22 protein-coding genes are annotated in these 19,052 nt (G+C 63.2%); 3 read left to right on the top strand and 19 right to left on the bottom strand.

The window, feature by feature from the left end; translation table 11 throughout:
- Window positions 1-205 precede the first annotated feature (205 nt).
- From NKI20_RS31590 to tesB, 3 genes are all read right to left on the bottom strand, one after another.
- Window positions 206-1,558 carry an ammonium transporter gene (locus tag NKI20_RS31590; protein ID WP_352837805.1) on the bottom strand — a complete coding sequence of 451 codons (1,353 nt, stop codon included), beginning with the start codon at window positions 1,556-1,558 and terminating at the stop codon, window positions 206-208.
- Between the two features lie 31 nt (window positions 1,559-1,589).
- On the bottom strand, window positions 1,590-1,928 hold the full coding sequence (locus NKI20_RS31585; RefSeq protein WP_023760944.1) for a P-II family nitrogen regulator: 339 nt from the start codon (window positions 1,926-1,928) through the stop codon (window positions 1,590-1,592).
- A gap of 217 nt (window positions 1,929-2,145) precedes the next feature.
- Window positions 2,146-3,021, bottom strand: coding sequence for an acyl-CoA thioesterase II (tesB, locus tag NKI20_RS31580; RefSeq protein ID WP_352837804.1), 876 nt, complete (start codon window positions 3,019-3,021; stop codon window positions 2,146-2,148).
- A gap of 99 nt (window positions 3,022-3,120) precedes the next feature.
- Here tesB and NKI20_RS31575 point away from each other — a divergent pair, with 99 nt between their 5' ends.
- Window positions 3,121-4,380, top strand: coding sequence for a ubiquinone biosynthesis hydroxylase (locus tag NKI20_RS31575; RefSeq protein ID WP_352837803.1), 1,260 nt, complete (start codon window positions 3,121-3,123; stop codon window positions 4,378-4,380).
- A gap of 164 nt (window positions 4,381-4,544) precedes the next feature.
- Here NKI20_RS31575 and NKI20_RS31570 read toward each other — a convergent pair whose 3' ends face one another.
- The 3 genes from NKI20_RS31570 to NKI20_RS31560 all read right to left on the bottom strand — a co-directional run bounded on the left by NKI20_RS31570 (window position 4,545) and on the right by NKI20_RS31560 (window position 5,810).
- Window positions 4,545-5,072, bottom strand: coding sequence for a hypothetical protein (locus NKI20_RS31570; protein ID WP_023760947.1), 528 nt, complete (start codon window positions 5,070-5,072; stop codon window positions 4,545-4,547).
- A 148-nt stretch (window positions 5,073-5,220) separates the two neighbouring features.
- The gene (locus tag NKI20_RS31565; RefSeq protein ID WP_023760948.1) at window positions 5,221-5,577 is read right to left on the bottom strand and encodes a YciI family protein; all 357 of its coding nucleotides are present in this window, start codon (window positions 5,575-5,577) and stop codon (window positions 5,221-5,223) included.
- A complete protein-coding gene (locus NKI20_RS31560) occupies window positions 5,574-5,810 on the bottom strand; it encodes a hypothetical protein (RefSeq protein ID WP_352837801.1) in 237 nt (78 codons plus the stop codon). Before NKI20_RS31560 ends, NKI20_RS31565 begins: the two co-directional genes overlap by 4 nt.
- Before the next feature lie 233 nt (window positions 5,811-6,043).
- On the opposite strand from NKI20_RS31560, the gene NKI20_RS31555 reads away from it, so the two are divergent.
- Window positions 6,044-6,469 (top strand): OsmC family protein, encoded by a 426-nt coding sequence (locus tag NKI20_RS31555; protein ID WP_352837799.1) that lies wholly within the window; start codon window positions 6,044-6,046, stop codon window positions 6,467-6,469.
- A 52-nt stretch (window positions 6,470-6,521) separates the two neighbouring features.
- Here the strand turns inward: NKI20_RS31555 and NKI20_RS31550 are convergent, their stop codons facing one another.
- From NKI20_RS31550 to NKI20_RS31520, 7 genes are all read right to left on the bottom strand, one after another.
- The gene (locus tag NKI20_RS31550; protein ID WP_352837797.1) at window positions 6,522-7,151 is read right to left on the bottom strand and encodes a YceH family protein; all 630 of its coding nucleotides are present in this window, start codon (window positions 7,149-7,151) and stop codon (window positions 6,522-6,524) included.
- A 33-nt stretch (window positions 7,152-7,184) separates the two neighbouring features.
- Window positions 7,185-7,964 carry a succinate dehydrogenase iron-sulfur subunit gene (locus NKI20_RS31545; protein WP_023760952.1) on the bottom strand — a complete coding sequence of 260 codons (780 nt, stop codon included), beginning with the start codon at window positions 7,962-7,964 and terminating at the stop codon, window positions 7,185-7,187.
- Window positions 7,964-8,401, bottom strand: a complete 438-nt coding sequence (locus NKI20_RS31540; RefSeq protein ID WP_352837795.1) for a DUF3052 family protein — start codon at window positions 8,399-8,401, stop codon at window positions 7,964-7,966. Before NKI20_RS31540 ends, NKI20_RS31545 begins: the two co-directional genes overlap by 1 nt.
- Before the next feature lie 2 nt (window positions 8,402-8,403).
- A complete protein-coding gene (sdhA, locus tag NKI20_RS31535; protein WP_352837793.1) occupies window positions 8,404-10,239 on the bottom strand; it encodes a succinate dehydrogenase flavoprotein subunit in 1,836 nt (611 codons plus the stop codon).
- Between the two features lies 1 nt (window position 10,240).
- Window positions 10,241-10,636 carry a succinate dehydrogenase, hydrophobic membrane anchor protein gene (gene sdhD, locus NKI20_RS31530; RefSeq protein WP_023760955.1) on the bottom strand — a complete coding sequence of 132 codons (396 nt, stop codon included), beginning with the start codon at window positions 10,634-10,636 and terminating at the stop codon, window positions 10,241-10,243.
- Between the two features lie 2 nt (window positions 10,637-10,638).
- Window positions 10,639-11,058, bottom strand: coding sequence for a succinate dehydrogenase, cytochrome b556 subunit (gene sdhC / locus NKI20_RS31525; RefSeq protein ID WP_352486155.1), 420 nt, complete (start codon window positions 11,056-11,058; stop codon window positions 10,639-10,641).
- 255 nt (window positions 11,059-11,313) lie between these two features.
- A complete protein-coding gene (locus NKI20_RS31520) occupies window positions 11,314-11,730 on the bottom strand; it encodes a hypothetical protein (RefSeq protein WP_352606116.1) in 417 nt (138 codons plus the stop codon).
- A gap of 262 nt (window positions 11,731-11,992) precedes the next feature.
- Here NKI20_RS31520 and NKI20_RS31515 point away from each other — a divergent pair, with 262 nt between their 5' ends.
- On the top strand, window positions 11,993-12,355 hold the full coding sequence (locus NKI20_RS31515; RefSeq protein ID WP_023760958.1) for a hypothetical protein: 363 nt from the start codon (window positions 11,993-11,995) through the stop codon (window positions 12,353-12,355).
- Between the two features lie 60 nt (window positions 12,356-12,415).
- Here the strand turns inward: NKI20_RS31515 and NKI20_RS31510 are convergent, their stop codons facing one another.
- From NKI20_RS31510 to NKI20_RS31485, 6 genes are all read right to left on the bottom strand, one after another.
- Window positions 12,416-13,633, bottom strand: a complete 1,218-nt coding sequence (locus NKI20_RS31510) for a GGDEF domain-containing protein (RefSeq protein WP_352837790.1) — start codon at window positions 13,631-13,633, stop codon at window positions 12,416-12,418.
- Window positions 13,634-13,743: 110 nt separating this feature from the next.
- Window positions 13,744-14,940 carry a GGDEF domain-containing protein gene (locus tag NKI20_RS31505; protein ID WP_352837788.1) on the bottom strand — a complete coding sequence of 399 codons (1,197 nt, stop codon included), beginning with the start codon at window positions 14,938-14,940 and terminating at the stop codon, window positions 13,744-13,746.
- 161 nt (window positions 14,941-15,101) lie between these two features.
- Window positions 15,102-16,511, bottom strand: coding sequence for a 3-isopropylmalate dehydratase large subunit (gene leuC / locus NKI20_RS31500; protein WP_352837786.1), 1,410 nt, complete (start codon window positions 16,509-16,511; stop codon window positions 15,102-15,104).
- Window positions 16,512-16,793: 282 nt separating this feature from the next.
- On the bottom strand, window positions 16,794-17,165 hold the full coding sequence (locus NKI20_RS31495; RefSeq protein WP_352606013.1) for a VOC family protein: 372 nt from the start codon (window positions 17,163-17,165) through the stop codon (window positions 16,794-16,796).
- Between the two features lie 141 nt (window positions 17,166-17,306).
- Window positions 17,307-17,942, bottom strand: coding sequence for a class I SAM-dependent DNA methyltransferase (locus NKI20_RS31490; RefSeq protein WP_352837785.1), 636 nt, complete (start codon window positions 17,940-17,942; stop codon window positions 17,307-17,309).
- Between the two features lie 54 nt (window positions 17,943-17,996).
- Complete coding sequence (locus tag NKI20_RS31485; protein WP_352837784.1) at window positions 17,997-18,809, bottom strand: amino acid ABC transporter permease; 813 nt, start codon at window positions 18,807-18,809, stop codon at window positions 17,997-17,999.
- Between the last annotated feature and the right edge of the window lie 243 nt (window positions 18,810-19,052).

Genomic DNA, 19,052 nt, shown 5'->3' with positions numbered 1-19,052 from the left:
TCCACCCCCAAGTCGCCTGAACCACCACCACAGCGGTCCAGGCAGCGCCAGTCACGGCGCTACGCGCCATGCCTGGCGCACCAAAAAAGAGGCCCGGAAATGATCCGGGCCTCAATGCGTGAACTCCTTTCGAGAGTGTCACGACGGGATGGTTTGGGGGGTCGGCGGGAGGAGGTTCCACCGGCCCCGTGAGGCGGAGTTGGCCTTACGGCACCACTTCGCCATGCTGGGAGATGTCGAGGCCTTCGACCTCTTCCTGGGTCGTCGGACGCAGGCCGACCAGCGCCTTGACGATGTAGAGGATCACGAAGGTTGCAATCCCCGTCCACACGATGGTGACGGCGACGCCGTAGATCTGCTTGCCGAGCGAAGCGCCTGCACCGAGGCTGTTGATCGCCGGATCGGCGAGCACACCGGTGAGCAGAGCGCCGATGACACCGCCGACGCCATGCACGCCGAAGGCATCGAGCGAGTCGTCGTAGCCGAACATGTGCTTGACCTTGACCGCCGAGAGGTAGCAGACGACGCCCGCAACGATGCCGACGATGAAGGCGCCGGTCGGGTTGACGAAGCCGGAGGCAGGTGTCACCGCGACCAGGCCGGCGACGGCGCCGGAGATAATGCCGAGCACCGAAGGCTTCTTGGCGACGATCCATTCGGCGAACATCCAGGCGAGTGCCGCGGCCGCGGTCGCAACCTGGGTGTTGAGCATTGCAGCGCCGGCGAGGCCGTCGGCGGCCAGTTCCGAACCGGCGTTGAAGCCGAACCAGCCGACCCACAACAGCGAAGCGCCGATCACCGAATAGACCAGGTTGTGCGGCGCCATATTGGTGGCTCCGTAGCCTTCACGCTTGCCGAGAACCAGCGCGCAGACCAGACCCGCGACACCGGCGTTGATGTGGACGACCGTGCCGCCGGCAAAGTCGAGCACGCCGGCCGTGCCGAGGAAGCCGCCACCCCAGACCCAATGCGCGATCGGCACGTAGATGACCAGCAGCCACAGCGCCATGAAGATCAGCAGCGCCGAGAACTTGAAGCGTTCGGCGAAGGCGCCGGCAATCAGCGCCGGAGTGATGATGGCGAAGGTCATCTGGAACATCGAGAACACGAATTCAGGAATATTCGCGACGCCCGGCAGCCACAGCGAGGCAGTGGTGATGCCGTGATGGAAGAATTTCGAGGTGCCGCCGAGATAGCTGTTCATGCCGCCGCCGTCGGAAAAGGCCAGCGAATAGCCGAACATGAACCACAGCACCGTCACCAGGCAGGTGATGGCAAAGCTCTGCATGATGGTGGCGAGCACGTTCTTCTTGCGCACCATGCCGCCGTAAAACAGCGCCAGGCCCGGGATGGTCATCATCAGCACGAGCGCCGTCGAGGTCAGCATCCAGGCAGTGTTGCCGGTGTCGAGCACCGGGGTCGGGGCAGCCGGTGCAGCCGCTGTCGCGGCAGGAGCCGCTTGCTGCGCGAAGGCGGCGACCGTGCCCAACGCCGCAAGAGCGAGCGAACCCAAAAGGGCGGCTCGTCCCGTCGTCTTTAAGGTAGAAGGAATATTCATTGAACTCTCCATTGGAATACGTGATCGCCGCTCAGAGCGCGTCGGTGTCTGTTTCGCCGGTGCGGATGCGCACCGCCTGATCGATGCCGAAAACGAAGATCTTGCCGTCGCCGATCTGGCCGGTCTTGGCGGCTGAGGTGATGGCTTCGACGGCCTTGTCGACCATGTCGGCACTGACCGCGACTTCGATCTTGATCTTCGGCAGGAAGCTGACCGCGTATTCCGCCCCGCGATAGATTTCCGTGTGCCCTTTCTGACGCCCGTAGCCTTTGACTTCGGTGACGGTCAGGCCCTGGATGCCGACGGCGGTAAGCGCTTCGCGGACCTCGTCGAGCTTGAACGGCTTGATGATTGCCATCACGATTTTCATAAGGTTGCACCCTTTGCTGTTGCGGTCCCCCGCGTTTGCACGACTTCACCGATCCTAAAGAGCCGGAGAGTGCCCACGTGGATTCAAGCTCCGTGCCAAGTGCCGAAGCAGGGTGTTAACCCGTTGTAAACAAAGGGATGAAGGCGGCCAAAGCCGTGAGGTGCCCGCAACAACGGCAAAGCATCTGCTTAAAAACTATGCAATTTTCGAAAAATGCCTACTCTGTAGGCGGTCGCTTGAGCCGGATCAGCCCTTCTTGCGCAACCGAGGCAATCAACGTGCCGTCGCGGGCAAACAGCGACCCGCGCGTGAAGCCGCGCGAGCCCTGTGTCGACGGGCTGTCCTGCGTGTAGAGCATCCAATCGTCGAGCGCATGGCTGCGGTGGAACCACATGGCATGGTCGAGGCTCGCCGCCTGGATATCGCGGTCGAAAATGGCGCGGCCATGCGCAAAGGTCGAGGTGTCGAGCAGCGTCATGTCGGAGAGATAGGCGAGCACCGCCGCCTGGATGGCGCGATCCGCCGGAACCGGACCGGTGGTGCGGATCCAGATGTTCTGCTTCGGCTCCAGCTTTTCGCGGCTCGTGTAATGCTTCAGCATCACCGGCTTCATCTCGATCGGCCGGTCGCGCTCCCAGTAGCGTTTGATGCCTTCGGGCACCGCCTCGCCAAACTTGCCCAGCAACTCGCGCTGCGACAGCAACGTGTCGGGTCCGGGAACGTCCTGCGGCATCGGCACCTGGTGTTCGAGACCGACCTCATCCTGCTGGAAGGAGGCCTCCAGCGAAAAGATCGCCTGGCCGTGCTGGATCGCCACCACGCGCCGCGTGGTGAAGGAGCCGCCGTCGCGGATGCGGTCGACCTCGTACACGATCGGCACCTTGGTATCGCCGGGCCGCATGAAATAGCCATGCAGCGAATGCACGTGACGATCGGGGTCGACGGTTCGCTGCGCCGCGACCAGTGCCTGGGCGATGGTCTGGCCGCCGAAGACGCGCTGCCAGTCGAGCAAGGGACTGCGACCACGATACAGATTGTGTTCCAGCTTCTCGAGGTCGAGAATGCCGAGAAGCTCGTCCATGGCTGCCGTCATATTTCGCGCCCTCGCCGCAGAAGTGTTATGGCGGTTTCCGACAGGACGGACAGGCAGTCAAGGGCGCAAGACGCGGCTGGCGCGCAAGGAGCGAAGTTGATGCAACGCAAGGTGGACACGAAAACCAAGTCTGGACCCGATGTTCTGGTCGCCGGCGCCGGTTATGTCGGCCTGGCCAGCGCCGTATCGCTGAAGCAGGCACGTCCGGGCCTTGCTGTCGCTCTCGTCGATGCCGCGCCGGCCGGTGTCTGGCAAAGGGATGGCCGCGCTTCGGCCATTGCCGCCGCCGCCGGCCGCATGCTCGACCAGCTCGGCGTGTGGGCAGAGATAGCGCCGCAGGCCCAGGCGATCACCGAGATGATCATCACCGATTCGCGCACCTCCGATCCGGTGCGTCCGGTCTTCCTGACCTTCGACGGCGAAGTGGCGCCGGGCGAGCCATTTGCGCATATGGTCGCCAACAAAGTGCTGAACGGCGCCTTGCGGGCCCGCGCCGAGAAACTCGGCATCGACATCATCGAAGGCGTGGCGGTGCAGGGTTTCGAGACCAACGGCGGTGGCATCACCGTGCATCTCGCCGACGGCGCGACGCTGAAGGCGCGGCTGCTGGTCGCCGCCGACGGCGTCAACTCCAAGCTGCGCGACATGGCCGGCATCAAGACGGTGAAGTGGGAATATGGCCAGTCCGGAATCGTCTGCACGGTCGCGCATGAACGCCCGCACAACGGCCGCGCCGAAGAGCATTTCCTGCCGGCCGGCCCTTTCGCGACGTTGCCGCTCAAGCCCAGCGAGGACGGTACCAATCGCTCGTCGATCGTCTGGGTCGAGCGCACGCAGGATGCCGAGAAGCTGGTGGCCGGTGACGACCTCGTCTTCGAGCATGAACTCGAACAGCGCTTTGGTCTGAAGCTCGGCGAGATCCGCGTTGCCGACAAGCCGCGCGCCTGGCCGCTCGGCCTCACCATCGCCCGCGCCTTCGTCGCTCCGCGCATCGCGCTCGCCGGCGACGCCGCCCATGGCATCCATCCGATCGCCGGGCAGGGCCTCAATCTCGGCTTCAAGGATGTCGCCGCACTTGCCGAGGTGATCGTCGAGGCCGACCGGATCGGCCAGGATATCGGCGCGCTCGACGTGCTCGAACGCTACCAGCAATGGCGCCGCTTCGACACGGTCCAGATGGGCATCACGACGGATGTGCTGAACCGGCTGTTTTCCAACGACATCGGCCCGCTGCGCGCCGTCCGCGACATCGGCCTCGGCTTGGTCGAACGCATGCCGCGCCTGAAGGAGTTCTTCATCCGCCAGGCGTCGGGACTGTCCGCTAGCACGCCTCGATTGTTGAAGGGCGAGGCGATCTGATCGGGGTGTCATTACACGCAAGGGTGTGTTGAGATTCAGGTCAGGCCGAGTCGAGAACGGTGGGTTCCGAGAACCGGAGCGGAGCGTGCGTTTGGGTACGTGAGCACCGGAAGCGCAGGAAGCCGCCGTTCGCAGGCCGGCATCACCTGAATATCAGCATACCCCTAATTCACCTCGAAACCCAGCTTCTGCCGCAGCCGCAAAATCCTCTGGTCGGATATCTCGAGGCGTTTCTCGCCGCCTTGGGCGGCGCGGTTGACCATCTGCAGCAGGTCGTTGCGCTCGGCGACATCGAGGCGTTCGCGCAGGAACGGCGCCAGCTTGTCGATGACAACAGTGGTGTCGTCGATCTGTGCTGCCGCCCATTTGGCGTAGATCACCGCTTCGTCCGTCTTCTTCTTGTCGGCGATCTCGGAGATCACCAAGCGAATGACAGCCTCGCGTCGCGGCAGGACCGGCCCTTCCTCGGAGACGATTGCGGTGATCAGCGTCGCGGCGGCCACCACCGGATCGTCGATCGCGGTCAGTGGCGACAGGGCCGCCTGCTTGCGCAGCTTCTTGCGGCGCACCGAACCCTGGACCCGGCCGATGACATCGGCAACGTCACGCGCAGCCTCGTTCATGGCCTTCATCCGGTACCACCAGAACGCCGCCGCGCCCAGCACGCCAAGGACAGCAATCAAGAACGGCATGCCGACACCCCCCAAAATCCCGCCAACGATAGGAGAACTCTTGCGGTGCTTCAACATGCAAGAGTTGCGCCGGGCGAAGAACTCGGACCCCGCCAGGCGCTTCCGATGAAACCACCGCTCCAGACGACGGGCGACGAAGGAATCGCCTCTACGATCCCGGCACATCGTAGATCGCGCGCACCTCGATAGTGCCGATTTCGGCCAGCGGAATCTCGGCGGCGATCTCCAGCGCCTGGTCAAGATTATCAGCCTCGATCATGACGAAGCCGAGCAATTGCTCCTTGGTTTCGGCGAACGGGCCGTCGGTGATCAGGCTCTTGCCCTTGCGCCTGCGAAGGGTCTTCGACGTTTTCACCGATTGCAGCGCCTGGGCGATGATCAGTATCCCACGCTGATCCAACGAACGGTCATGAGCCATCGAATCGGCATCGAGCTTGGCCAGACGCTCCGGCGTCATGGCATGCAGGTCCTTTTCCTCACCATAGACCAGACAGACATATTTCATTTCCAGCTCCCTTGCTGCGTCGGACCAGTCGAACCATAGGACGCGGTGACGAGCGTGTCAGCGTTGCCCCTGACCGCCGCCGCATGGTCGAGAAGGCACGCCGCGATGCCGATGATGGCAACCGCCGCCAGAAGCCGGCCAAAGCCGGACGCCGGCGGATGCAGCCAGAAGTCTTCTCGTCGCCCGGCCTTGTGGCCTGCGCCTTTCCACAGTGCGAAAAACAGATTGTCCATGCGAACCTCCATCCGGCCACAACCTCATGGCCGCCCGCAGGACGGGCGCGGGAGATCAAAGCCGACATTTTTGCACATGCACTTTTTCGAAAAGAATTTGGCCACCAACTGCGCAGTGGTTCAAAGAGCCCAGTGGCCTTCGCCTTCGGGCGCGCTATAGTTGACCGGACGCCGGGGGCTCCCCCAGGCAACCAGCCGCGGCGACCCCAGCCACGACAACCAAGGAGGAATTCATGGACCGCACCGCAAACGCCGTCTGGAAAGGCGATCTGAAGGGGGGCACGGGCACGCTCGACACCCAGAGCGGAACCCTGAAGGGCACGCCCTATTCGTTCAAGGCACGCTTCGAGGACGAAAGCGGCAAATCCGGCACCAATCCGGAAGAGTTGATCGCGGCGGCGCACGCCGGCTGCTTTGCCATGCAGTTCTCTCATTTCCTGGCCGAGAACGGCACGCCCGCCACCGAACTCGACGCCAAGGCGGTGGTGACGCTGGTTCCCGGCACGGGGATCACCGGCAGCGCCCTCACGGTGGTCGGCAAGGTGCCCGGCATCGATGCCGCGAAATTTGGGGAGCTGGCCGAAAAGGCCAAGGCCGGATGTCCGGTCTCGAAGGCGCTCGGCGCCATAAATGTATCGATTGACGCTCGGCTCGGCTGAGCACGCTGGATCCAGCGTGATGACCCGGCGCGAACGCACAGGCGCGCCGGCGTTATGCGCCCAGCGCGTCTAGCCGGGCGCGAAGTGCGGCGACTTCCTGCTCCAGCGCCTCCAACCGCGCCTCCAGGTCGGAAGCCGGCAGGGCCGATGCACTCCGCTGCGCCGAAAGGGCTGCAACGTCCACAGGGCCGCTGAGGAGATGCACGTAGCGGTCCTCGCGTTGGCCTGGTCCGCGCGGGATTTCCTGGATGAGTGGCGGTCGGCGGCCGATCAGCATATCGAGTTCGGCGCGCAGATCTTCGATCGATGAGAACCGCGCCATACGCTCGCTCCGCGCCAGCAACTCATGTGCCGTCTGCGGCCCGCGCAGCAACAGCAGGCCGATCAAAGCGGTCTGCGGCGTGGTCAGCGAGAAGCGCTGCGCCATCTGATGCTCGTAGCGCTCGACGCGCGAACCGAACATCTGCCGCACCAGCCCCTTTTGTTCGAGCAGCTTCAGCCCCCGGTGTACCTCGACCTGTTCCAGCGCCATCACCGGCTCGCGCGCCGTCTTCTGGTTGGCGGCGGCCAGTGCTGCATTGAGCGTCAGCGGATAGACATCCGGCGTCAGCTCCTTCTTCTCGATCAGGCAGCCGAGGATGCGCGCCTCGACGGGGGAAAGAATTGGAAGATCATCGCTCATTGGATTTGCTCGCGCCGGCAACCAACCTGCCGCCTAGACCCTTCTCTCAACCATCATCTTCTTGATCTCGGCGATCGCCTTGGCCGGGTTGAGGCCCTTGGGGCACGTTTGCGCGCAGTTCATGATGGTGTGGCAGCGATAGAGCCGGAACGGATCCTCGAGATCGTCGAGCCGCTCGCCCTTGGCCTCGTCGCGGCTATCGATCAGCCAGCGATAGGCCTGCAAAAGCGTTGCCGGACCGAGATAGCGATCGCCGTTCCACCAATAGCTCGGGCACGAGGTCGAGCAGCAGGCGCACAGGATGCACTCGTAGAGCCCGTCGAGCTTCTCGCGGTCCTCATGGCTCTGCAGCCATTCCTTGGCCGGCTCAGGCGACACCGTCTTCAGCCATGGCTGGATCGAGGCATGCTGGGCGTAGAAATTGGTAAGGTCCGGCACCAAATCCTTGACCACCTGCATATGCGGCAGCGGATAGACCTTGACGGCGCCGGAAATGTCGTCGCATCCCTTGGTGCAGGCCAGCGTGTTGGAGCCGTCGATGTTCATGGCGCAGGAGCCGCAAATGCCCTCGCGGCAGGAGCGGCGCAAGGTCAGCGTCGGATCGATCTTGTTCTTGATCCAGAGCAGCGCGTCGAGCACCATCGGCCCGCAATCGTCCATGTCGACGAAATAGGTGTCGATGCGCGGGTTCTCGTCATCGTCCGGTGACCAGCGGTAAATGCGGTACTCGCGCAGATTGGTTGCGCCTTCCGGCTTCGGCCAGGTTTTCCCCGCCTTGATCTGCGAATTCTTGGGGAGTGTCAGTTCGACCATTACCTCAGGTCCTTTCGGATGACGAGCTTCAGCCCGGACCAGATTTCATTGACGGTGGCCACTTTCACGTCGACGAGATCGCGCTTCAGCGCCTCGGCGCGAACAACGCCCTCGGTGACGTCGGTGGCCACCTTCGAAGCCTTCTTCGGCCAGGAGACCCAGACCATGCCGTCGCGCTTGATCGCTGCCTCGACATCGCCGAGGCGATCCTCGATCTCGGCGCGTTGCCGGGCGAAGGCATGGACGGCGTCGTATTTCAGGATCGTTCCCGAAATATCAGACCAATCGGCCAGCCGATCGACTTGAGCGAAGTCAACGGCCTCAGTGAGATCGCTGAGATCATCGGGGAGCGCGATGAAGGCGGCGGTCATGCCGTCCTTCAGGCCGAGCTTGGCCGGAAGGGCCGTGCCGGAATATCCCGAGGCCGCCAGCGCCATCGTCAATACACCCTGGCCTTCGGTGCGATCTTGACCGGGTTGATACCCCCATCTTGTTCCTTGAGCAGCAGTTCGGTGTGCACTGGCCGATAGCTGAGCGTCACCTTGCCGTCTTCGCTGAGCCTGGCCAGCGTGTGCTTGCGCCAGTTGGCATCATCTCGGGCTGAAAAATCCTCCCGCGCATGCGCGCCACGGCTCTCCTTGCGCGCCGCGGCGCCGTAGACCGTGGTGATGGCGTTGGCCATCAGGTTTTCCAGTTCCAGCGTTTCGACAAGGTCGGAGTTCCAGATCATCGAGCGATCGAACACCTTGACATCCCTGAGCTCGCCCCAGATCTGCGAAATGCGTTCGCAGCCGCTGTCCAGCGATTCCTGGGTACGGAACACCGCCGCGTCTTCCTGCATCGCCTTCTGCATCTTCTCGCGCAGTACCGCCGTCGGCGTCGAGCCGCTGGCGTGGCGCAGCCGATCGAAGCGGTCCATGATCTTTTCGACCGAGGCCTCATTGGGCGAAGGGATCGCCGAATTGCGGTCGATGACCTGGCCCGCCCGGATCGCCGCCGCGCGGCCGAACACCACCAGGTCGATCAGCGAGTTCGAACCGAGCCGGTTGGCGCCATGCACCGAGGCGCAGCCGGCCTCTCCGACCGCCATCAGCCCCGGCGACACCTGGTCGGGATTGAGTGCCGTCGGGTTGAGCACCTCGCCCCAGTAGTTGGTCGGCACGCCGCCCATATTGTAGTGCACCGTCGGCAGCACCGGGATCGGCTCCTTGGTCAGGTCGACGCCGGCAAAGATCTTGGCCGATTCCGAAATGCCCGGCAGCCGCTCATGCAGCACGGCCGGATCGAGGTGGTCGAGGTGCAGGAAGATATGGTCCTTCTTCGGGCCGACGCCGCGGCCTTCGCGGATCTCAAGCGTCATGCAGCGCGAGACGACATCGCGCGAGGCAAGGTCCTTGGCCGATGGCGCGTAGCGCTCCATGAAACGCTCGCCCTCGGAGTTGACGAGATAGCCGCCCTCGCCGCGCGCGCCCTCGGTGATCAGGCAGCCGGCGCCGTAGATTCCGGTCGGGTGGAACTGCACGAACTCCATGTCCTGAAGCGCGAAACCCGCCCGCGCGGCCATGCCGCCGCCGTCGCCGGTGCAGGTGTGCGCCGAGGTGGCCGAGAAATAGGTGCGGCCATAGCCGCCTGTCGCCAGCACCACCATCTTGGCCGAGAAGCGGTGGATGGTGCCGTCGTCGAGGTTCCATGCGACGACGCCTGTACAGGTCCCGTCCGGCTCCATGATCAGGTCGAGTGCGAAATACTCGATGAAGAACTGGGCATTGTTCTTCAGCGACTGGCCATAGAGCGTGTGCAGCATGGCGTGGCCGGTCCGGTCTGCGGCGGCGCATGTGCGCTGCACCGGCGGGCCTTCGCCGAAATTCATCATCATGCCGCCGAACGGCCGCTGATAGATCTTGCCCTCCTCGGTGCGCGAGAACGGCACGCCGTAATGTTCGAGTTCGTAGACGGCGGCGGGCGCCTGCTGGACCATGTACTCCTGCGCGTCGATGTCACCCAGCCAATCCGATCCCTTGACGGTATCGAAAAGGTGCCATTGCCAATTGTCGGGTCCCATATTCGCAAGTGAAGCGGCAATGCCGCCCTGCGCCGCCACCGTGTGCGAGCGGGTCGGGAACACCTTGGTGATGCAGGCGGTGCGCAGGCCCTGTTCGGCCATGCCGAGCGTAGCGCGCAGCCCGGCACCGCCGGCGCCGACGACAACGACGTCGAACTTGTGATCGACATAAGTATAGCCAGCGGCGTTGGCTCGTTTTGCGTCCTTGGCCAACTCAGCCTCCGAATGTCAGCTTGAGCAGGGCGAAGATCGAGGCGACGCCGACCGCTATGGGGAAAAATGTGTTGAGCGCGATCAGCGCCAGCTTCATGCCCTCGCCGTGCACGTAATCCTCGATGATCGCCTGCATGCCGAGGCGCATATGGGTGAGCCCGGAGACCAGCACCAGGGCCATCACCATCGCCACGAACGGATTGGCAAGGGCTGCCCGCACATGCTCATAGTCGGCGCCGTTGAGCGCAATCAGGAAACCGACGAAGAACAGCATCAGCGGGATGTTGGCGATCGCGGTCAGGCGCTGGCGCCAGAAATGTCCGGTACCCTCGCGGGCGGACCCGAGGCCGCGGACCTTCGCCAGCGGCGTGCGCATGTCGGAGTTGTTGTCGCTCATGATCAGGCTCCCCGCGCCATATAGCCGGCGATCCAGATCAGCAGCGTGAGCAGGATGGAGCCGGCCAGCGTCGCCCAGGCGATCTTCGAGGCCGTGTGCTTCTCCAGACCGTTGCCGGTGTCCCAGACCAGATGGCGCACGCCACCCAGCATGTGGTGCATCAGCGCCCAGGTGTAGCCGAACAGGATCAACCGGCCGAGCCAGGTGCCGAAGGCCCAGTTGACCCAGTCGAACGTCGCCTGCGAGCTTGCCGCAGCCATCAACCACAGCGCGACCAGCAGCGTGCCGAAATACAGCGCCCCGCCCGTGATGCGATGGATGATCGACATCGTCATCGTGATCGGCGGCCGGTACACGCTCAGATGTGGCGAAAGCGGCCGTTCACGTCTGGCAAATTCGCGGGTGGCTGGTGATTTGCTCATGGCTCCCCCAGTTCGGCGTCTCCTGCCTCATGTGGAAATGCGGCATTGCCGCTTCCGGTTGCGACTTCGGACAGCCGGTTTCTAATGCTCTTTTTGCACCGCGTCAAAGCCAGAAAACCGTTTCGAAAACGTAATTTAGTCTGACTAAACGGCAGGCTCCCGGCTTCAATCGATTAGCGCTGGGGCCCGAAGCCGGCTCGATATCGCTGCAGTGCAACATGTCTGTCACCGGGCCCAGTGATATCGAGATTGGCGCTAGCGTTTGCAGGTCTGCGGCGTCGACCCCTTCTTCATCACCAGCGCTTCGCTTCCGTCGATCACGATTGCGTCATGTGTGGCCGCCTGGTAGCGGCTGCTCTGGTTGGCAGGCGACGCCGCAAACTCCTCGGTCGCGCCGTCGGACCCGACCACACGCAATGACGTGCCGAGATTCTGGATGGCAATCATGCCGTTATTGCCGCATCTGTAGGTGGCCGTGCCTATGCCGGATCGCGGCGCAGTAAGGTCGGTGGTGATCTTGGTTGCAGCTGCCGGGGGCGCCGCGGCTGCGATGGACGGCTGAGCCGGCGCAGACGAATTGACCGCCTTCGGCGCGCCATCCTGCGGCACACAGGCAGCAACGGTAACGAGCAACGGGAAAACGGACACCCAAACCATTCGGCGTACCGCCATTTGCCGTCCTCCCGCGCGGCAAATCAGCCGCGAATGCTTTGCCAAGATTTAGGTCATCCCGACGCAGAGACGAACGCCAGCGCGATGGTGCGGCCAAGCATGGCCGAATGATGGCCGCCGCGTTTTCCATCCAGTCGGATATTAACGGATATTAACCATGTTCACCGAGACATCGCCGCGAAGCGCGTCAGCCTCTTAACAAAGGTTAAGAAAGCGTTAATTTCCGATTCGAGGAGGCTTTCCTCAAGACATGGAGGACGCCATGCGTTCGAATTCGGGCAGATCGCGCCTTGCGGCGCTCACAGTGGCGGCCTCGGTCGTCGGCCTCGTGGCGCCAGCAGTCGCCGGTGCGCGGCATCAGGATCGCGTCTACGCCGATTCCTTCGGCAATCTCGTCATCGACAGCGCCGCCGGCTACAAGCGCATCCTCGTCGGCGAAGGCAGGCTGGCCAAGCAACTGTCCGACTACACCAGCGCCGGCCAGCCCAAGGTGATCTACGAGAACGAAGCCGACGATCTATCAGGCTACAGCGATTGCTACCGGCCACCGGTGCTGGTGAAGGGCCGTTCCTATATGTACGGACTTTCCGACGGTGAGATGCCGGAACTCAGCCCCTGCCGCTAGACTCGTGTTTGGACGCAATTTCCAAGGGAAAGCGCACCGCGCCTTTCTCGGGGAAACGTCTCACATTTCTCCTGGAATTGCTCTGCCGTCCATTCCGGCTGACGACCAGTTGTCGGCTGGCCCGGCCGAGATCCGCACGCAATCGCGCCCGGCATTCTTCGCCTGATAGAGCGCCTGGTCGGCGCGCCGCATCAGATCGGTAAAATCTTCGCTCGGATGAAGTTCGGCGACGCCGAAACTCGCTGTGCAGCGATTGTCCGCCGGCAGCCCGTTTATGGGAAGCGCACTGAAAGCACTGCGGGTGCCCTCGGCAAACAGCCGGGCGGCGGCAAGATTGGTTCCCGGCAGCATGATGGCGAACTCCTCACCGCCGATGCGGCCGGCGACATGATGGCCGGCGGCGGCCTCACGCAGGAAACCTGCAAAAGTCTCGATCACCCGGTCGCCGGACGCATGGCCGAAACTGTCGTTGACGCTCTTGAAGTGATCGAGGTCGGCGATAACCAGGGCGACCGGCACGCCTTGCCGCATCGCGCCAAGCACCGCCAACTCCGCATGGCGGGTGAAGCCGCCGCGGTTGAGCAGGCGCGAAAGCGTGTCCGTCTCCGATTTCGAGGTCACTTCGGCAAGCACGTCGCGAACCAGGATGGCCAGCATCAGCAGCGCCAGCGCCAACGCAAAGACCGTGCCGAGCGATTGCGACACCAGCGCGTAGCTGCTTTGCAGATAGGCTTGCGGATTGGCGCCCCAGCCGCCGAGCGCATGCGCAATGAACGGCTTTGAGGCAAACTGCAGGCCGCTCGCTGCCAGAACGGCCATCAATATGCGATCGAGATGGGCGGGCCCTTGCCTCGATGACCAGACGATGGCCAGCCCGACGAACTGCATGACCGCATAGGGAAGCTGGTAGGCCATCATGCGGACCAGCGACTGGCGCGGCAGGTCCTGCACGAAATACACGGCCATGGTCGTGGCGACCAGGAACAACAGCATCGGCAGCCAGGGCGGCGCCACGTCGTATTTACGGGCAAGGCCGCCATTGAACGCAATTGTGGCGCCAAGGAAAACCGCGAAGGCGGCAACGACCGGGAGCCGCGCGTCGGTGAAGGCGGGAATGCTGAATTCGATCGCCGAATAGGCCATCCCCAGCAGATAGCCAAAAGCCAGCCAGCGCGCCGCAGCGCGGCCGACATCATGGATGGCAATCGCCATGAAGGACGCCGCCAGCAGGCCTGCAACCGACAAATTGATCAAAAGGATGAAGTTGGCGCCGCTCATGATCTTCCCGCACCCGCGCCGACAGCTAAGCATCGACGGGCGAAGAAGACGTTAATGCTAGTGCATGTCGTCAAAAATGGTTCCGGTTTTTTCGGCCCGGCCGTGCGAGATCAGCCCAGCTTGAGCGGCTCCGGGACGAACGCCGTTTCCGGCCGCTCATAAGACAGGCGCACGCTGTCGCGGCCATTCTTTTTGGCTTTGTAGAGCGCGTCGTCGGCACGGCGCATCAGCGGCTCAAGCGCCTCGTCACCGCTTCGGGCCGCCACGCCGAAGCTGGCGGTGACCTTGGTGCCGACAGGAAGCCCGTCGACATGGCCAGCCGAATAAAGCGTTCGCACGGCCTCGGCGAACAGCCGCGCGGCGCCGAGGTCGCTGAGCGGCAGCAGCACGGCGAATTCCTCGCCGCCGATACGCCCGGCAACACCGCGTGCGCCTGCCGCGGAGCGAAGCTTGGCGGCGAAATCAGCGATCACCCGATCGCCCGCCGCATGTCCATGCACGTCGTTGAGCGCCTTGAAATGATCGAGGTCGGCCAGCACCAGCGCGACCGGAAACCGCGCGGTGGCGCAGTGCCGCAAGAGCAGCATGCCTCGCTCCTCGAAACCGCGGCGGTTGAACAGGCCCGACAGCGGATCGGTATGCGTCTCCGTTTTCAGCGCCTTCATCACGTCGAGTGCGGCGGCGCAAAACAGGCACAGCGCAATGAGCAGCGACAGCAGAGCGTGCGACAGAAGCGCCGTCGTCCAGTAGGACGAGCCGTAGAACCCGTCATAACTGGTGAAGGGCCCGTGCGCGACTACGACGATAAGCGTGCGCACGAAGAAGTTGACGCCCGACAGCAGCGACAGCACGAACAGGATGTTTTCGGTCGGACCGTTGCGGCGCACCGGGCGCAGTTCGGCGGCGACCAGAAGGCTGATCCCGCCGAAAGCGAAATTCATCGCCAGGATACGCCAGGTGAGATCCGGCGCGATGAACAGGAACCAGCACAACGACGCCAGGCCGCCACCCGCCAGCACGCCGATCCCAACATAGGGCACCTTGCGGCCATGGCGGTGCACGACGGCGCTAGACAGGCAGCAGCCGGCTATGGTGAAGCAGATGTTCGACGCCAGCTTGGTCAGCGGCATGCCGATCGGCAAGGTGAAATACTGCAGCAGGAAGCCGACCGCCGAGAGACTGTAGCTGATCGCCAGCACGGCGAGATACGGGCGGTGGCGTTGATAGGACCATAGCACGAGGAACGCAGCGCCGAGCGCCAACGCTATCGTCGGATTGAGCAGCGCTATGAGCAGACCCGTGTCCAAACGACTGTGATTTCCCCGCTTACGTGGGGAAAGACTTAGAGCGCAAGCGCAAACAAGCGGTTAAGCGAAAGCGAATATGTAAACGGACCGGATAAAAAAGGGCCCCGGAGCCGCAAAGCGGTCCGGGGCCTGGAACGTATTCGAAGCCGGGCGCTCCGGAGTTACTTCCACTCGCGGATGTCGACGAAGTGGCCGGCGATCGCCGCCGCCGCTGCCATCGCCGGCGACACCAGATGGGTGCGGCCCTTGAAGCCTTGCCGGCCCTCGAAATTGCGGTTCGAGGTCGAGGCGCAGCGCTCGTGCGGCTTCAGCCGGTCGTCATTCATGGCAAGGCACATCGAGCAGCCCGGCTCGCGCCAGTCGAAGCCGGCGGCAACGAAGATCTTGTCGAGGCCTTCGGCTTCCGCCTGTTCCTTGACCAGGCCGGAGCCCGGCACGATCATCGCATCGACATGCGGGCTGACCGTCTTGCCTTCGACCACCTTGGCGACGGCGCGCAGATCCTCGATACGGCCATTGGTGCAGGAGCCGATGAAGACGCGATCAACCGAGATATCGGTGATCTTGGTGCCTGGCGTCAGCCCCATATAGTCCAGCGCACGCTGCTTGGAGGTGCGCTTGTTCTCATCGGTTATGTCTTCCGGGTTCGGCACGATGCCTTGCACCGACACGACATCCTCGGGCGACGAGCCCCAGGAAACGATCGGTGGCAGCTTGGCCGCGTCGAGCACGATCACCTTGTCGAAATGCGCGCCCTCGTCGGACCGCAGCGTCTTCCAGTATTCGAGTGCCGCATCCCAGGCCGCGCCCTTCGGTGCGCGCGGCTTGTCCTTGACATAGGCGAAGGTCGTCTCGTCGGCGGCGATCAGGCCGGCGCGCGCACCGCCTTCGATCGACATGTTGCAGATCGTCATGCGTCCTTCCATCGACAACGCACGGATCGCCTCGCCGGCATATTCGATAACGTAGCCGGTGCCGCCGGCAGTGCCGATCTCGCCGATGATGGCCAAGATGATGTCCTTGGCGGTGACGCCTTCCGGCAACTGGCCGTCGACGCGCACCAGCATGTTCTTGGCTTTGCGCTGGATCAGCGTCTGCGTCGCCAGCACATGCTCGACCTCGGACGTGCCGATGCCGTGCGCAAGCGCGCCGAAGGCGCCATGCGTCGAGGTGTGGCTGTCGCCGCAGACGATGGTCATGCCGGGCAAGGTGAAACCCTGCTCGGGGCCGATGATATGGACGATGCCCTGACGGATATCGTTCTCGGAATAGTATTCGACGCCGAAATCCTTGGCGTTCTTGGCCAGCGCCTCGACCTGGATGCGGCTTTCCTCGTTCTTGATGCCGAACTTGCGCTCGGGCGAGGTCGAGACGTTGTGATCGACCACGGCCAGGGTCTTTTCCGGATGCCGGACTTTTCTGCCGGTCATGCGCAAGCCCTCGAAGGCCTGCGGGCTGGTCACCTCATGGACGAGGTGGCGGTCGATGTAGAGCAGGCAGGTGCCGTCATCCTGGCGGTCGACGACATGGTCGTCGAAAATCTTGTCGTAGAGGGTGCGCGGTGCGCTCATGTGCGTAAATCCGTCGATATGAGAATGGGAAAGAGCAGACGCCTGACTTCCGGCCCGGCGAAACGACCTGGCCAGGTCGGCCTAGCAAAGTCGGCTGGTCAGCGCCCCGGACACGCGCGCGGAGAAGCGCGACGGCAGGCGTTTCCTGTCCTGCAGCACGAACCCCTTATAGGCCGGATCGCCAAATAGCTCTTCCATGGCGTGGCTCATACCAATGTTTTGGCTTTTCGGCAATTGCGTGCCTTCGCGGTACCTGGTTGCCCGCCCCACGAAATGGGGAGATCACTGTCTGTCCTTCTTGAATTCGAACAGCTCAATGACATTGCCCGATGGATCTTCAAGCAGAATAGCCCGGCCAGCGCCGCCATCGCTGATGTCCCCGCGGAACGTCGCGTCGGCCGCGCGCAACCGGCTGATCAGGGTGTCCAGCCCCCTGGTTATGACCATGAACCTGTTCCATCCGCCTGGCTCCGGTTCACCTCCGGCCTGACCACCGCTTCCCGCACCTGGAGCGCTGAGATACAGGGTAAGATCGTCGCGAAGCAGCGCTGCGAACTTGCCAGGATTGTGCATTTCGACCTTGAATTCGAGATTGTCTCGGTAGAATTCTACCGCCTTGTCAATGTCGGCAACGATATAACGGACGGACGCCATTCAGCCTTCTCCTCTTGTGCCGAGATACTGCGGCGGCGCCATAGTAGCGGTGAGGCGCAGCCCCACGGTTTTGGAACGCACCGACGTGCACATGGTTCCGGCCGATAGGTGCTTGGATGCCGAGGACCAAGCTTCATTCCGCTACAGGATTTCGAACACAAACGTCTTCACCAACGCGTCCGGCTCGGCGATCGCATAGCAGCGGAACCATGGGCTTTGCTCGACCGCCCGCCATTTTTTCGTCTGATCCAGTTGGTCAAACACAGCCTGAAAGCCGCCGCTCTCAAACACCTGGTCGCGCACGGTGAAGATCGCATGTCCGCCCTTCCGGGTGATGCGCACCAGTTCATTCAGGCCAGACGCCGGCGCATGGCTGATGGTGAACACCCCGGCGGAGAAGAAGGCGCGGAAGTGGCCGTCCGGCCAGGGCAGAGTCCCGCCCAGCATCGCCTGCTTCAGCTCGCTATAGGCGTTGCGGCTGCCGGCGATCTTCAGCATGCCGCCGGAAAGGTCGAGCCCGGCAATGTCGCGGTAGCCGAGCGCCTTCAGTGACGGCCCCGACAGGCCGGTGCCGCAGCCGGCATCGAGCAATGGCCCGTCGCCTGCCGGCACATTGCGCGCCACCCAAGCGGCGATCAGGAAAGGCAGGAGATAGCCGAGCGATGCGGTCTCGCTGTCATAGGTCGCGGCCCATGCGGCATAGGCCTCTTCAAGCGCCTCCGGCGTCTCGGCCGTATAGACCGAATCCAGCGCCGCATTGGCTTTGTCGACGATCATGGGACCTCCTCAACGAGAATGCTGGGGGATCGTAGCGCTGTCTTGGCCCGAAAACTATTGCTCGTGCTGGCGATGCAGCCGCCGTTCCAGTGCGCGCAAGGCCAAGGACAGGCCTACCGTCAGGATGAGATAGATATAGGCCACGATCGAATAGGTCTCGAAGAAGCGGAACGAACCGGCGGCATAGACCTTGCCCATCTGCGTGATGTCGGCGACCCCAAGCACCGAGACCAGCGATGAATCTTTGACCAGAGCGACGAAGTCATTGCCGAGCGGCGGCAGGATGGTGCGGATCGCTTGCGGGAATACGATCAGCCGAAAGCGTTGCGCCCGGCTCAGCCCGAGTGCCTTCGCCGCTTCGATCTGACCCTTTTCCACCGCCTGGATGCCGGCTCGGAAAACCTCCGAGATGAAGGCCGAATAGCCAATGGTCAGCGCCATGATGGCACGCCACAACAGTGACACGTCGCGCACCAGCAACTCGCCCAGCAGGCCGGCGCTTTGGAGCGGCTCGGTCAGCGCGTTCCAGGCCGTGACGAAAGCCGGTGCACCGACAAAGGCGATCCAGAACAACAGCACCAGGATCGGCACGCCGCGGATGATCTCGACATAGAAGCGGGCCATCTGGCGTAGCCAGCGTGAGCCGGACATTCCCATCAGCGCGATGCCGAGGCCAATGACCGAGGCCAGCACGAAGGCGATCACGGTGACGAAGATGGTGATGCCGATACCCTTGGCAACCGTGGCGAAGACCTGGGCGTAGAGGTTGCTGGTGGCGACGAAGACGGCCACCGCGATCGCGACGATTACAGCAACGACGAGCCACCAGGGGAAGTCGGCTTTGGAGGCAGATGCAGGCGTCGACATTCAGGCGATGCCGGCCAAGCAAATGTCGCGACGCGCCAGGCCACCCCCCTCTGTCCTGCCGGACATCTCCCCCTCAAGGGGGGAGATTGGCAGCCTCGATGACGTCGCTCTTTCTCTAACGTTTGCGATTGGCGAAATTAGAATGAACAGCCAATCTCCCCCCTCGAGGGCAGGGGAATCGCATATGAGTAAGAGTAAGTCTTGCGTTGAGTGGAAAGGTTGATTCTTTAGGGGCCTTCTCTT

It is taken from the genome of Mesorhizobium sp. M0830 (genome assembly GCF_040319965.1).
In the GTDB taxonomy this organism is placed as follows: Bacteria; Pseudomonadota; Alphaproteobacteria; order Rhizobiales; family Rhizobiaceae; genus Mesorhizobium.
The sequence above is the reverse complement of the archived record's forward strand: the minus strand, read 5'-3'. Positions and strand labels throughout refer to the sequence as shown.